Here is a 14,384-nt window from a genome sequence, read left to right as displayed (position 1 = left end):
GTTCTACTTCTTCCCTATTGCTAAAGCTTCTTTAATTTCCTTATCAAGCTTTGCATCATCTCCCTGCATATAGCCTGAGTACGTTTTGAATATACTTCCGTTCCTGTCAACAAAGACTGAAAACGGCGGGTCCTGCCCGCCAAAGCTTGAAAATACATTTTTATCTGTATCATACAGAACCGGGAATTTATAGCTCTTGGACTCAATATACGGCTTAACCTTGCTTAATGATTTCTGGTCATCAATGCTTATAGCCACGAATACAAAACCGGAATCCTTATATTTATTCCAAAGCTCATTTAATACCTTCATTTCTTCTTTGCAGGGTACACACCATGTTGCCCAGAACTGAACAAAAACAGGTCCTGTTTTTGTTAGCTCTGAAAGCTTTACACTGTTGCCGTCAAGATCGTTGAGATCAAAATCATACCCTTGAGAATATGTTTGAGCTGTAAAGGCGAAAGCTAAAACAAAAATTGTAAAAATTATGGTCTTTTTCATTTTTTATGCAAAAAATTAATTATTTAATACCTTTTTTACTTTAACAAAGAAACTACTATTGCAGTTACAATAATATTAAGGATAGAAAGCGGAAGCATTACCTTCCAGCCAAGGTTCATAAGCTGATCGTACCTGAAACGCGGCAATGACCAGCGCACCCAGATAAAGAAAAATACAAGGAATGCTACCTTACCGCAGAACACAAGAACCTGCAAAATTGCAGTAACCAATGGCGGCAGGCCGAATGTCTGTAAGTACGGGAATTGCCATCCACCGAGATACAATGTTGCAATTACAGTAGAAGCTACGATCATGTTTGCGTATTCAGCAAGGAAGAACAATGCGAATTTCATACTAGAATATTCTGTATGATAACCGCCAACGAGCTCAGGTTCAGCTTCGGGAAGATCGAAAGGCGTCCTGTTTGTTTCGGCAAAGGAAGCTACAAGGAATATAATAAAGCCAAGAGGCTGAAGTATTATATTCCATTTCCAGCCGTATTGATGAAGGACAATATCCTGCAGGCTAAGTGAGCCGGTAATAAGAACGATACCTACAACTGATAGTCCCATTGAAAGCTCATAACTGATCATCTGCGCACTGGAACGGATACCTCCGAACAATGAATATTTATTATTTGAAGACCACCCGCTTAGCGTAATACCGTAAACTCCAAGTGAAGTTAATGCCAGAATATACAGAATACCCACATTGACATCTGTTATCTGAAGTGAAATCACTCTGCCGAAAAGCTCGATCTGATGACCGAACGGTACAACAGCGATAGTAGTTAATGCAACAAAGATCGAGATCATAGGCGCAAGCGTATGAATGGTCTTGTTTGCTTTTGCAGGAACAATATCCTCTTTAAAAACCAGCTTAATAACATCAGCAAATGACTGCAGAAGTCCTTCATATCCAACCCTGTTGGGTCCGTACCTGTTCTGCATGAAAGCCGAAACCCTTCTTTCAGCATATACTGCATAAGCAACAGAAACCAGCAGCACATTTATAACAAGTCCTATCTTAATAACCGAAATAAGCAATTCAATCCACACGGATTTAACTCTCCATTAATTTATTTTTCAAGATATTAATTTTTTCTATCGGCGAAGGGTCAGTTTTATTTATTACTGCAAGATAAAAACTGATCCAGTCACCAAGGTAAACCAAATCAAAGATCCTTTCAAGCTTTGAGTTACCTTCTGATTCCACTTCAATATCAATTCCCCTGTACGGGGTCAGGATATCCTTAGTAATTTTCTGCCTTTTAATGATCCTGGGATTATCTTCCCTATCGAGCAGATATATTAATGCAAAATTACGCAAAAATTCTGAATTTTCCTGCCACCCAACTATTTCATTGTGGTTTAATTCCGGGAAATAATTGCCAAAAGCCAGTGTTTTGGAATTTTCGGCGAACTGTCCGCGCCACCTTAAATTCACCACATCAAGCAGGTCATTTGAAGAATATATCACCGGAATTTTGCCCTGCAGATGTTCTGCGATGTTTATTGCAGTATTATTCTGAGATAAGAAATCTGCATATTTAGCAGATCTTTCCTTCATCAGCGCTATCAGACCGTTTATCTGTTCATCTCTTGGCTTTATTATATTAAGCTTAATAAACAGCATAAGCATTGTAATAAAAGAAAAAGCAAGAGCACACCTTGGCTGGTAGCCGCGCGGAACTTTAACAACGTAATTACCGTAATTTTCAGCCATTACAGTCAGCTTGCCGCCGGATGAAATGCAAGCTATTCTGCATCCTTTACTTTTGGCATCATTATATGCAGAAATTGTTTCTTCAGTATCTCCGGAGTAGCTTGAACAAATCACCAAAGTATTCTTTCCTGCATATGCCGGTAAATAATAATTCCTGTTCACCTGGATGGGCAGGTTGATCTCATACTGCAGGTAGCTTCTCAAGAGGTCGCCGCCGATTGCTGAACCACCAAGGCCGGTAATGATAATATTCTGAATCCCGGTCACATCAAGCTTTATATCAATACCGTTTCCAATATCAAAAGCCTGTTTCAGCTGTGAATGGAATCCTTCTATCACAGCAAACATTTTCCCGCTGTCATGCAGATCAATTTCTGTTCTTGTTATCATAATTTATACTTCAATTCTTGTTATAACTTCTCACCAATATTATTATTAAAACATTCTTCGATATAATTTTTTACTTCATTTATTGAGCTCATTTGCAAAACATTTTCTGCAACATCGCAGGCATTTTTATAATCAACCATTCTTATAAGCCTTTTGATCTGAAGATATGCTGTTGAAACAACGCTAAGCTCATTTACTCCCATACCGATCAATAGTAAGCTTGCATACGGGTCTGAAGCCATTTCCCCGCAAACACTGACAGGTATGTTATGCTTTTGAGCGCTTTTCACAGTCATATTAATCAGCCTTAACACTGCCGGATGAAATTTTTCATACATATCAGAAACCAGGCTGCTGTCACGGTCAACAGCAAGCGCATACTGCACAAGGTCATTGGTACCGATACTGAAAAAATCAACCATTTCAGCCATCTCATCGGCAAGCAATACAGCAGATGGAATTTCTATCATCACACCTACTTTGATCTTCTCATCGAACCTGATATTTTTTTCGCGAAGCTGAGATTTTGCTTCATCCAGGAACTGGTAAGTTTTTTTAATTTCTTCTATACCAGATACCATTGGCAGCATGATGTGAATATTCCCTGAAGAAGATGCCCTCAATATTGCCCTAAGCTGCGCCATGAAGGTCTCTTTTTTATCCAGGCAAATCCTGATCCCGCGCCAGCCAAGGAAGGGGTTTACTTCCTTTTGTGAATCAGGAAGTATTTTATCTCCGCCAATATCAAAAGTTCTGATAGTAACAGTTTTTGGATAAATATGTTCAGCAAGGAATTTATACTGCTTATACTGCTCTTCTTCCGAAGGAAAATCACCAAGCTCCATAAATAAATGCTCTGTTCTGTATAAGCCAACATCACAGCCAAAATGAGTTACAACATAATCCACTTCATTATTGAACTCAAGATTTGTTGAAAGCCTGACGCTCTTTCCGTCCTTGGTCTCACTTGGAAGCTTTTCCAGCTCTTCGAGCTTACGTTCAAGTACCTTGTTGTTTTCTATCTGGTGCCTGTAAGAATTAATTGTTTCTTCAGTTGGGTTTTTAATTACCAGCCCCTTATAGCCGTCAATTATTAGATTATCATCTGAAGAAATATTCACAGAAATATCCTGCATTCCTACAACAGCTGGTATCTTTAAAGATCGTGAAATGAGAGCAACGTGAGAGTTTATGCCGCCAAGATCTGTGGCGATGCCAAGCAGGTTCCTGTTACTGAAAAGGATAGTATCGGCTGGAGTTAAATTTCGGGCTATTACAATAGAATTTTCAGTGATCTTCGATATCAACCTGCCTTTTAGAAGGTTACGAAGCACCCTGTTCTTCATATCTTCGATATCATTTACCCTGTCCCTGATATACTCATCTGATGAAGATACTATGGCATTTTCGAGTATCTGGATCTCTTCTTTATAAACTGAATAAGCCTGTTTTTTTTCTGAGCGGATGCGCTCTTTTACCTTGGTATGAAAGAAATCATCGTATAAAAAGCTGAGCTGGGCTTCGAAGATCTGCAGGTTCTTATCATCAAGCTTTTCTTTTGCAAGAGTGAAAATTTTATTCAGCTCTTTAATTGATTGTGATACTGCGCTTTCATAATCCGATATCTCTGTATCGGGAGAAACTAAAACTGCAGGCGAGTAATCAACCTTATAACTTGGAACTTCTGCCCTGTACACAAAAGGTTTCCCTATCGAAATCCCTTTCGATGCGGCAATACCTTTATATATCTGTTCAGTTTTATTAACCAATACTGTTATAGTTCCCCGAAACCATCCTCAAAAAATTTCTGCAATTCATCAGCAGCTTTAATTTCATCTTCACCTTCCAGCCTCAGTGTTAGCTTAGAACCCTGTTCAGCTGCAAGTGTCATTACACCAATTATACTTTTTCCGTTGATACTGTAGCCGTTCTTAATAATATAAAAATCAGAGCGGTATTTTGAAGCTATCTTTACAATGTTTGATGCAGGTCTGGTATGCATTCCGGCTTTATTTACAATGGTTACATGCCTTTCTACCATTAATAGCTCCGGTTTAACAGCATATCTGAAAAATTCTCAAGCATTTTTCTTGCTGAATTATTTGAAATACATTCAAGATTCCTGTTTGCCTTTTCTGTATATGCTGCTATTTCTTCCTTAGCGGATGAAATTACACAAACTTCATTATAAAGCTCTACGATCTTCTTAATTTTTTCATCGCCAGATGAGGGCGAGTTATACAAATACATAAAATCATCCCTTTTCCTGCCATCAAGTATTTCAAGGGCTTTCAGGTAAAGAAATGTCTTTTTTCTTTCAAGTATATCTCCGCCTATCTTTTTACCGAACTCACCTTCATCAGCAATAACATCAAGCAGGTCATCCTGAATCTGAAAAGCCAGCCCGATATTTTCGGAGTAATCACTGATTGAGCGTATTCCGTTCTCATCAGCATTCCCGATTATTGCGCCCATTACTGATGATGTCCGCAAGAGCTCAGCTGTTTTTTTGCGTATCATTATCTTATAATCATCAATGGATACATCTGCGCTTACTTCAAATTCTTTATCCAGTGCCTGGCCTTCACATACTTCAATTACTCCGTCTGTGAATGCCCTCAAGACTCCCGTAATATTTTCAGTCCTGGCACGCAGTAAAGAGCGGTATGAAAGCCCTATCAGCTCATCGCCCACAAGTATTGCAGCATTTACATCCCATTTCTTGTGAATTGTTTCCTTGCCCCGGCGTGTATTTGCATTATCCATTATATCATCATGTACAAGGGTAAAGTTATGCAGGATCTCAACAGCAATTGCGGCATCGATGGCATTATTTATATCACCGCCAAAAGCCTCGCAGGAAAGCAGAACAAGGATCGGTCTGATACGCTTTCCGCCGCCTGCCATAATGTAATTCAGCGGGTCAAAAAGCGTGTACGGATACTTCTGGTTATCCTTGCAGTAGCGGGAGCGTTCAGTTTCTTCTTCAAGAAAGCTGAACAGTCTTGAATCGATTAATTCACGGTAATTTTTAAATGCTGTTTCCAATAATTAATTATTATGCAGTTGAAGTACCGAATTTATTAAAATTCTTTTTCAAAAAATCTTCATCATTCTTCCAGTCCTTGCGAACTTTCGCAAAAAGCTCTAGGTAAACCGGCCTATCCAGGAATTCTTCAATGGCTTTCCTTGATAACTCACCAAGCTTTTTGATTTTATTACCTGAATCGCCTATTATAATCGCTTTTTGGGTTTCACGCTCAACAATAACAGAAGCCCTTATAAAATCCTTGCCGGTTTCACGTTCCTTAAATTCTTCAATATCAATATGAACTGAAAACGGGATCTCATCTTTGAACTGCCTTAAAATATTCTGCCTGATTATTTCAGCCACAAAGAATTTTTCAGGCTGCGAAGTAAGGACATCGCTTTCAAAATAAAAATCACCTTCAGGCAGGTATTTAATTATGGTTTTAAGCAGCTCTTCAATATTGAATCCTTTAACAGCTGATACAGGAATAATTTCATCTATTCTGAAATTTTCAGAAATATCCTTAATTACCGGCAGTACCTGCTCTTTTCTTACAAGATCTATTTTATTGATAACACAGAAAATTTTATGATCACCATAAAGCCGGTTGTATGTGTTATAAAGCGTACTAAAGCTTTCACGGTCATATTTATTGATATCTATAACAAGTATTATAATATCAGATTCAACAACACTTGATTCAATTTCCCTGCTCATGAACTGCTGAAGCTTATATTTAGGGTCAAGCACACCCGGAGTATCAACAAAAACTATCTGAACATTCTCATTTGTATAAATTCCGGTTATCCTGTTTCGGGTAGTTTGCGGTTTTGCAGTAACAATAGATATTTTTTGTCCCAATATTGCATTGAGTAAAGTGGATTTACCTGCATTGGGAGCACCGATAATAGGGACAAAACCTGAAAATTTTTGCATAATTACTTAAAATTACGCATTTATTATGGTAATTTCAATTTATGAATTTGTTCATTATTATAATTTATATTTTTTCACTGAAGCCGGGAATGTTTAAAAATATAATTTAAAAGGGTTAACTTCTTAATAACTTTTTCTTCAAGTAGATATCACGTACAAACGTTATATTACTCAAATTTTCCTTGTCATTAAAAAATAGTATGTATATATTTATGCAATTAATTTATACTGAATGCTGGAAAGAAAGACCATATACGTAGGCGAATATAAACCAAGTAAAATTGCAAGAACAACTTTATTTGAGCTGAGTACCTGCAGTGATTTCGGCAGACACCCGAAGATCACAAAGGCTCCCGGAAAGTTTATTGTATTCAAAGTACTGATAAGGAAACACTATGGTATGGAGTTTTTTTACGAGGATGATAATTACTGGTACTTCAAAAGGTAACTGAATATTTAAAATTTTTGAATAAAAGGCATCTCATTTGAGATGCCTTTTTTAGTTAATATAACTCGAAATATAAAAATTAAAGTTTTCCTTCAGATATTTTATCAGAAATTTTGAAATTGATCTCTACTTCTGTTCCTTTGGAAGGACTGCTTTGAACAATGATCTTTGCTTTCATATCATCAAGAATTTTTTTTGTGATAACGAGCCCTAAGCCCATACCGCTTGATTTGGTTGAAAAATACGGCTCAAACAGCTTTTGCTGGGTATCATCATCCATTCCGATACCGTTATCTTTAATTTTTACTGAATAATACCCGTTCATCCTGATACCTTCGATATTCACATGACCTTTTAAACTGTTATCTTCAATTTCATCAACTGCCTGGACAGCATTCTTAATAATATTTATCAATGCGCGTTTAACTTCATCCTTATCACCCATAACAAGCTCATTATTCAAAGCCGGATCCAGCTTAAGCGTGATATTTCCTTTTGTATCCATAAGCCTTACTACATCATCCAGGATCTCATTCATATTCAGCAATTCATAATTCCTGCTGGGAAGCTTTGCGAAATTTGAAAATTCCGTAGCTATCCTGTTAAGGGTTTCGACCTGGTCTATTATCAGCTTATTTGTTGTTTGAATGATAGATTTAAAATCATTAGAACCGTGAGTATACGCATAATACAAATGCTGCATCGCCAGCTTCATTGGCGTAAGCGGATTTTTAATTTCATGCGCAACCTGCCGTGCAATATCTCGCCATGCGCCTTCGCGCTCAGCTTTTTGCAGCTCTGCCCGGGATCGTTTAAGCTCCCGAATCATTCGGTTAAATGATTTAACAAGCTCCCCTATTTCATCTTTGCTGTTGGATTTAACCTGAACATCAATGTTACCGAGCGAAAGCTGTTCAGTAGCCTTTTGAAGCTTTAAGATCGGGTTTGATATCCTGTATGAGAGGAAGTTTACAATAAATATAAGCAGTATTACTGCAGCAAAATAGGGTCCGAGTATATATACCAGACTTTCTGTGAGCTCCTGGTTAATTTCACTCTGCTTAAATACAGTTTGTGTTGAAATTATCCCGGTTAAATTATTAAAATTATCGTAAATCGGTTTGTATCCCACAATGAACGTAAAATCACCGATCTGCTGATTTTCAGAAAAATAATCTTTTTTTAATATTGCAAGGTTATACAAAGCATTCCCGCTTAACCGGGTATCAAGCAGGTCTGATTTATAAAGCTGTTCGCTTGTTGTAGCTACCAGCTTATTTTTAATATAAAAATTGAAATTTTTATCAGTTTCAGAAAAACTCCGGTCAAAAAGGTTAGTAAATCCTGTTGTATTTTCACGGGTTGTACGTTTTTCTTTGTCAAGCTTAACAGCATCAAGTATTATCCTGCTCCTTACATACTGGTCAACTATTCTGAGATCGCTTATAAGCTGGTTTTTGTAGAAGTATTCATTTTTATCGTTTACAAAAGCCCTGGTATATATAGCAAGTATAACTATTGGTATAACGGAAGCCAGCAAAAAAGAAGCAAAAAGCTTTTCTCTGAAGCCAAATTTAATGAACCGGACGGATTCCGTATCAAGCAGGTATGAAAATCCTTTATAAACTATATAAACAAATAAGAATATCAGGTAAATGAGCACCAAAAAAAGCAGGTACCTGAAAAAGAAAAATGTACTCAGGCTGAAATCGTTAACTTTTACGCTTACAACATATATTTTTGGGCTTGAAATGTTGCCTGACTGCTTATTTTCAGAAAGAACATAAAATGATTTATATATCTCGTTTTCAAACTCATCATATCTAAGGGCAGATTTATCGATCTTATCCTTAACGCTTTCCCTGAATGCTTCCAGCGATTTCATAAGTGATTTGGAAACATCCTTATTTGAGGAACCTACAAGCTCATCTTCGGAAAATTCAGATATAACCGGAGTGGAAGTAAGCTTATTCAGTATATTATCGCGGGCAAAGCTGCGGAAGATACCCAGATTAGTCTGTGTAAGGAAATTTTTGGCATCATAACCTGCGGCAACAATAACATAGCCTATTGTTTTATTAAACCTGCTGTTCTTAAGGTCAGATTTTCCTATTGGTATAAGCGCTGAGAAGAATTTCATATCTTCATTTCTGAATATTTCGCCTTCATCCGCAATCATAGAATTCATTACGGCGTTAATATCCAGAGTTTCAGGTTCCTCTTCAGTCACTTCTTCTGCGGCAGAAATTTCTGTGTTATCCGGCTGTTTTTTATTTTTGGCAGAGCTCAGCGTAAAGCTTAAAACACTGTCAGAAATCAGCTCAACTGGATTTATGTTAAAATCACTAATAAGCTTTTTTGAAGTATCCAGAACATAAACCGCTGAATTAAGGTCCTCTTCAAAAAACTTGCTCTTTGCCCAAATATTAAAAGCAAGCTTGCCTGATTTATTTTTATTCCTGATATCAGCTTCTATCGATGCATCTTCACTGATATCATCAACTGTGGCAGATATTAAAAATGCAATCTTATCGCTTGACTGTTGCGATATATCCTTTGCTGATTTTTCAAGATATTTGTTTTCTAGAGATGTAATTTTATTCAGCAACACAGCCGGTATAAATACAGCGCATACAAGGAGCAGAAGCGAAAGATTGATGAGGTTTATAAATTTGTATTCCCTGGTTACAGCAAGCTGCCGCTGGATATACAAGCTGAAGATTGCAGCCAGAGCAATTATGATGAGCCTTAAATTCAGCTTAAGCGAAGCTTCTATGAATTGGTCAGGAAATATTGAAATTATCAGGTTAACCAAAAGGAGCGATACAAAAAATATCAATACTGAATTTTTTCGAAGCAGCTTATTGAATCCAATTGCCGGGTTAAAGTACCTGGCAGTAATAAGTGAACATGCAAGGAGTATCATTACCATTGAGACTGAAAGGAAAAGGATGATAAGGCTTACGACTATCATTTCTGGCTGGTTGAAGGAAAAAAGGTCAGATTTATCTATGAACTTGACTGATGAATCAAATATAAGGCTTTGAACTATTACTCCGAAATAATTCATTATTACAATTGAAACTATAACAGCAAGCAGTGTAACTGCTGCAGCGGCATATTTATTTACAGGCTTAAGCTCTGATTTATAAAATTTTATAACATTAATCAGAATAAAAACCGAAATAACAGAAAACATTATAGCTGTTACAGATAGCTCACCCAGTGATTTAGCCATTCCAAAACCGATTCCCGATGCATAATGCACCGGTGAGAAGATATCAGAACCGAAAAGAACAAAGAACTCACCCGGGAAATCCATGTACAGCCACAGGTACCTTGAAAGGATAAATCCGGCAGATACCAAAGATATCTTCACAAAGTAAGAATCGGCTTTTCCTGATGCCAGTATAAGCCAGTATAACAATACAGCATTAAGTATGAATATTATGAACCCGATAATATTACCGAACTTGCCCATTACGCTCAGCAGGTATGATGACTGGTCCAGTCCGGGAATGAACATTTTACCAATAATGCTGTTGTTTATTCCTTTAAGCTGCAGCATGGTAAGAGAGCCTGATGAAGTATCTATAACTGCTGAAGTATTTGCCGGTGAATTGAATTCAAACTGTACATCAAGGTGAAACCTGTCGTAAATATCCTTTTTGATGCCTGAGCTGTTAAGGAATGAAGACTGTGCGCCTGTATTAACATCCAGTATCTTTGAAACCACCATTACACCTTCAATAGCGCCGCTTTCGCTCTTTAACGGGTCCAGAACGACTATCATGGTATAAATACCTGTTTCTTTAACTATTGAGTATCTTTCACCTGCTAATGCCTTTTTAAGCTCTAATATATCTGGGAAGATCTGCCTGCCTGAATATATAAAAAGCTCAAGGCGAGAATTATATATCTCAATGTTATACTCGCCGGGGTTTTCCAATTCATACAGCGCATCGTATGACTTCCTGGTATTAAAGGAAGTAACTGCCGAGATCAGCTTTTTATTCATCAAAAGCTGGTATGAAAACTGCGAGGTCTGATTTTGGTAATTATAAAATATGTTAAGGCAATCTGCGTGAATTTCTTTTTTCTTTTCAGCTGAAATGGAATCCCAGTTATTGATAATTGACTGGGAAAAATAATATCTTACACCGAAAATAAAAAGTATTACAAATATAAGGATCAAAGAAAGCATCCCAAGGACCTTGAAACGGAATATGTCTTTTTTTTCGAATTGAAACATATAACAGCCCTTAAAGTGCTAGTTTACAATAACCTGGTCAACCATCCAAAGATCATTGATATATTTTAATGATACTGAAATTGTGAACGTACTGATAAAGCCGCCCTTTTTGTATTTATATTTTCCCAAAGCAAATGCAAAACGCTCTGAACGGCTTGAGTTCTTCCACTTAAAAGAAGAAACCGGGTATGTTGAAAAGAAATTTTCAATAATGTAGCCTGATTGCTCCCTGTTATAATACCCCTTTTCACTGTTTTGAAGGCTCAGGTAAATTTCATTCTGAAAAAAGGGGCTGATATATGTGACATTGGAATACATTAATCCGTCTGCAATGCTGAGGAATACAGCTTTACAGTTATCGAATTTCCTTTGTTTCTCTTCTGACTTATACTTCTTATCTTTCCACCAGCTATCCTGCGAGTATATGCTTTGCGCAGAAAATATACTCACAAAAAACAAAATCAAAATTATATAAAGTAGTCGTAGTTTCAATAGAAATTTCAATTTAATTAAAATAATCAAAAATATTATGAATTTCAGTTCAATTTTGCTAATATTTTGAAGCATACAACAAATGAAACATGGAATGAATTTAATATATCACTTTAATAAATCTATGTAACTGTATTATATTAAAGCAAATATATTATGCAATTTTAATGCTTGCAGCGGTACATAATACTCTATTAATTCTATTTTTACCAATAGAGTTCTACCCCTGTGCCCCCCTTTTTTGATTGTATCTTTTAACAAAAACAGGTATATTTAGGGACACAAAAATTTGATTCGGGATCAAAATTTATCTCAAATCAGGGACTGAAGATCAGGTTGATAAAGATACGAAAAGTTGAAAATGAAAAAGACAGAATGGAGTTCATTAAGTTCCCATGGGATATATACAAGGGAGACCCATACTGGGTTCCGCCATTAATCTTTGATGTAAGAAAAAACCTTGACCCGAACAAAAATCCGTTCTTTAAACATGCTGAAGTACAGCTTTTCCTCGCGGAAAAAGACGGCAAGCTTGCTGGCAGAATAGCCGCTATCAAAAATGACAATCACACGGATTTTCATAAAGATAAGGCAGGATTCTTCGGGTTCTTTGAAACCATAGACGACGAAGATGTATCCGATCTGCTGCTTGATACCGCCTGTGAATGGGTAAAAAGCAAAGGCTTAAATGAAATACTGGGACCGGTAAATCCTTCAACAAATGATGAATGCGGTTTACTGATAGATGGGTTTGACTCATCTCCCGTATTTTTAATGACTTACAATCCAAAACACTATATTAATAAAATAGAGAATTTTGGATTTGAAAAAGCCAAAGACCTGTATGCTTACTACATTCCCGCTGAGGTTATAAATGATGCAAAAGTAATGGCTAAGCTTGAACGCATGAGCGAACTTATCAAAAAGCGCTCTGATGTGACAACCCACAAGCTTAATATGAAGGACCTTAACAACGAAGTAAGAAAGATAGAAGAGATTTACAACAGCGCATGGGAAAGTAACTGGGGTTTTGTCCCGATTACCACCGCAGAATTTGACTACCTGGCTGATTCGCTCAAAATGGTGGTTGATCCTGACCTTGTGATGTTCGCTGAAGTGGCAGGCAAGCCTGCAGGCTTCACACTTTCTCTTCCTGATTTCAACCAGGTCTTGAAGAAAATGAACGGAAGGCTGCTTCCCTTCGGCTTTTTGAAGATCCTGACAGGCAAAAAGAAGATAGATTTTCTGAGAGTTATAATTATGGGTGTAAAGCCTGAATACCAGAAGAAAGCGATCGATTCAGTATTCTACCTTGAGACCATTAAAAATGGCAACAAGAATGGGTACACCGGCGCTGAGATTTCCTGGGTTCTGGAAGATAATATGCCGATGAGAATGACAGCCGAAAAATTAGGTGCGCATATATATAAGACTTACAGGATTTACAAAAAAAGTCTCATTTAAAAACTTAAAATTTATGAGTTATGCCGGTAAAAAAAGTTGAAAAAATATGGATGAATGGGAAGCACATCAACTGGGATGATGCTAAGGTTCACGTACTCTCACATGTTTTACATTACGGTTCATCGTTCTTTGAAGGTATAAGATGCTATAAAACAAAACAGGGTCCTGCTGTATTCAGGCTGAGCGAACACGTTACAAGGCTTATTCACTCCGCCAGGGTATTCAGGGCTGAAATACCATACACACACGACGAGATATTTGAAGCGATAGTTGATACTATCAAAATAAATGAGCTTGAAAACTGTTATATCCGCCCGATAGCATACAGGGGCTATGAAGACCTGAATGTAAACCCGCTTAAGAATCCCGTTGAGCTTACAATTGCAGCCTACGAATGGGGCTCATACTTAGGCCAGGGCGCTCACGAAAGCGGTATAGACGTATGTGTATCTTCCTGGAGGAGAAGCACCCCTGATACGACTCCTACTATGGCTAAAATAGGCGGCGCTTATATGAACAGCCAGCTTATTAAGATGGAAGCCATTGTAAACGGCTTCAGCGAAGGAATCGCGCTGGATGTGAACGGTTATATCGGCGAAGGTTCAGGCGAGAACCTGTTCATAGTGCAGGATGGTATCTTATACACACCGGGTATCCATAACGGCATACTCAGCGGTATTACAAGGAAATCCATAATGACACTTGCCAAGGATCTGGGATTTGAGGTAAAAGAAGGCAGCTTAATGAGAGAAATGCTCTACATGGCAGATGAGATATTCTTCTGCGGAACCGCTGCTGAAATTACACCGATCCGTTCAGTTGATAAGATGATAGTCGGCAACGGAATGCCCGGCAAGATAACAAAACAGATGCAGGAAGCATTCTTTGACGTGGTAAAAGAAGGCAATGATAAATACGGATGGCTTACTTTTCTTGACGGCAAGGAAAGAATTTTGAATATGAAGCAGGTTAAGTAGGTCACAGGCTGCAGGTTACAGGTTGCAGGTGTTAAGATTCACAAATTAGACGGTTCATCTGAGATAATCAGATAAAAATTATATAAATAAGTTTTATGCCTCCCCTGCTTTAAAAGCGGCTAGGCATATTGAATTTTTGTTCTTTTAATATAAAGAGTGTGGCATAAT

General features: G+C 37.5%; 12 protein-coding genes. 3 read left to right on the top strand and 9 right to left on the bottom strand.

The genetic code is table 11. The annotated features are described in order from the left end of the window. Nucleotides 1-3 precede the first annotated feature (3 nt). The 7 genes from J0M37_11015 to era are packed head-to-tail and all read right to left on the bottom strand — an operon-like array spanning nucleotide 4 to nucleotide 6,583. Complete coding sequence (locus tag J0M37_11015) at nucleotides 4-501, bottom strand: TlpA family protein disulfide reductase (protein MBN8585615.1); 498 nt, start codon at nucleotides 499-501, stop codon at nucleotides 4-6. A gap of 35 nt (nucleotides 502-536) precedes the next feature. Further along, complete coding sequence (gene nuoH / locus J0M37_11010; protein MBN8585614.1) at nucleotides 537-1,559, bottom strand: NADH-quinone oxidoreductase subunit NuoH; 1,023 nt, start codon at nucleotides 1,557-1,559, stop codon at nucleotides 537-539. Nucleotides 1,560-1,563: 4 nt separating this feature from the next. Continuing rightward, entirely contained in the window at nucleotides 1,564-2,616 is a 1,053-nt protein-coding gene (locus J0M37_11005; protein ID MBN8585613.1) for a bifunctional phosphoglucose/phosphomannose isomerase, read from the bottom strand. Nucleotides 2,617-2,636: 20 nt separating this feature from the next. Further along, nucleotides 2,637-4,385: a phosphoenolpyruvate--protein phosphotransferase gene (gene ptsP / locus J0M37_11000; protein MBN8585612.1), complete on the bottom strand. Its 1,749-nt coding sequence runs from the start codon at nucleotides 4,383-4,385 to the stop codon at nucleotides 2,637-2,639. 5 nt (nucleotides 4,386-4,390) lie between these two features. Beyond that, a complete protein-coding gene (locus J0M37_10995) occupies nucleotides 4,391-4,657 on the bottom strand; it encodes an HPr family phosphocarrier protein (protein MBN8585611.1) in 267 nt (88 codons plus the stop codon). Then, the gene (locus J0M37_10990) at nucleotides 4,657-5,664 is read right to left on the bottom strand and encodes a polyprenyl synthetase family protein (protein MBN8585610.1); all 1,008 of its coding nucleotides are present in this window, start codon (nucleotides 5,662-5,664) and stop codon (nucleotides 4,657-4,659) included. The genes J0M37_10995 and J0M37_10990 overlap by 1 nt, the downstream gene beginning before the upstream one ends. A gap of 10 nt (nucleotides 5,665-5,674) precedes the next feature. Then, nucleotides 5,675-6,583 (bottom strand): GTPase Era, encoded by a 909-nt coding sequence (gene era / locus J0M37_10985; protein ID MBN8585609.1) that lies wholly within the window; start codon nucleotides 6,581-6,583, stop codon nucleotides 5,675-5,677. Between the two features lie 232 nt (nucleotides 6,584-6,815). On the opposite strand from era, the gene J0M37_10980 reads away from it, so the two are divergent. Next, nucleotides 6,816-7,031 (top strand): hypothetical protein, encoded by a 216-nt coding sequence (locus tag J0M37_10980; protein MBN8585608.1) that lies wholly within the window; start codon nucleotides 6,816-6,818, stop codon nucleotides 7,029-7,031. A gap of 79 nt (nucleotides 7,032-7,110) precedes the next feature. On the opposite strand, the gene J0M37_10975 is transcribed toward J0M37_10980, so the two are convergent. Together J0M37_10975 and J0M37_10970 are read right to left on the bottom strand one after the other, a co-directional pair. Continuing rightward, entirely contained in the window at nucleotides 7,111-11,283 is a 4,173-nt protein-coding gene (locus J0M37_10975) for a HAMP domain-containing protein (GenBank protein MBN8585607.1), read from the bottom strand. 18 nt (nucleotides 11,284-11,301) lie between these two features. Then, complete coding sequence (locus J0M37_10970; GenBank protein ID MBN8585606.1) at nucleotides 11,302-11,775, bottom strand: DUF4783 domain-containing protein; 474 nt, start codon at nucleotides 11,773-11,775, stop codon at nucleotides 11,302-11,304. 330 nt (nucleotides 11,776-12,105) lie between these two features. Between J0M37_10970 and J0M37_10965 the strand changes: the two genes are divergently transcribed. Then, complete coding sequence (locus J0M37_10965; protein ID MBN8585605.1) at nucleotides 12,106-13,239, top strand: hypothetical protein; 1,134 nt, start codon at nucleotides 12,106-12,108, stop codon at nucleotides 13,237-13,239. 20 nt (nucleotides 13,240-13,259) lie between these two features. Continuing rightward, on the top strand, nucleotides 13,260-14,216 hold the full coding sequence (locus J0M37_10960) for a branched-chain amino acid transaminase (protein MBN8585604.1): 957 nt from the start codon (nucleotides 13,260-13,262) through the stop codon (nucleotides 14,214-14,216). Nucleotides 14,217-14,384 lie beyond the last annotated feature (168 nt).

The sequence above is a fragment of the Ignavibacteria bacterium genome (assembly GCA_017303675.1).
Classification (GTDB): domain Bacteria; phylum Bacteroidota; class Ignavibacteria; order Tepidaquicellales; family OLB5; genus OLB5.
Note: the sequence above shows the minus strand (reverse complement) of the source record. Positions and strands in the feature narration are given on the sequence as shown.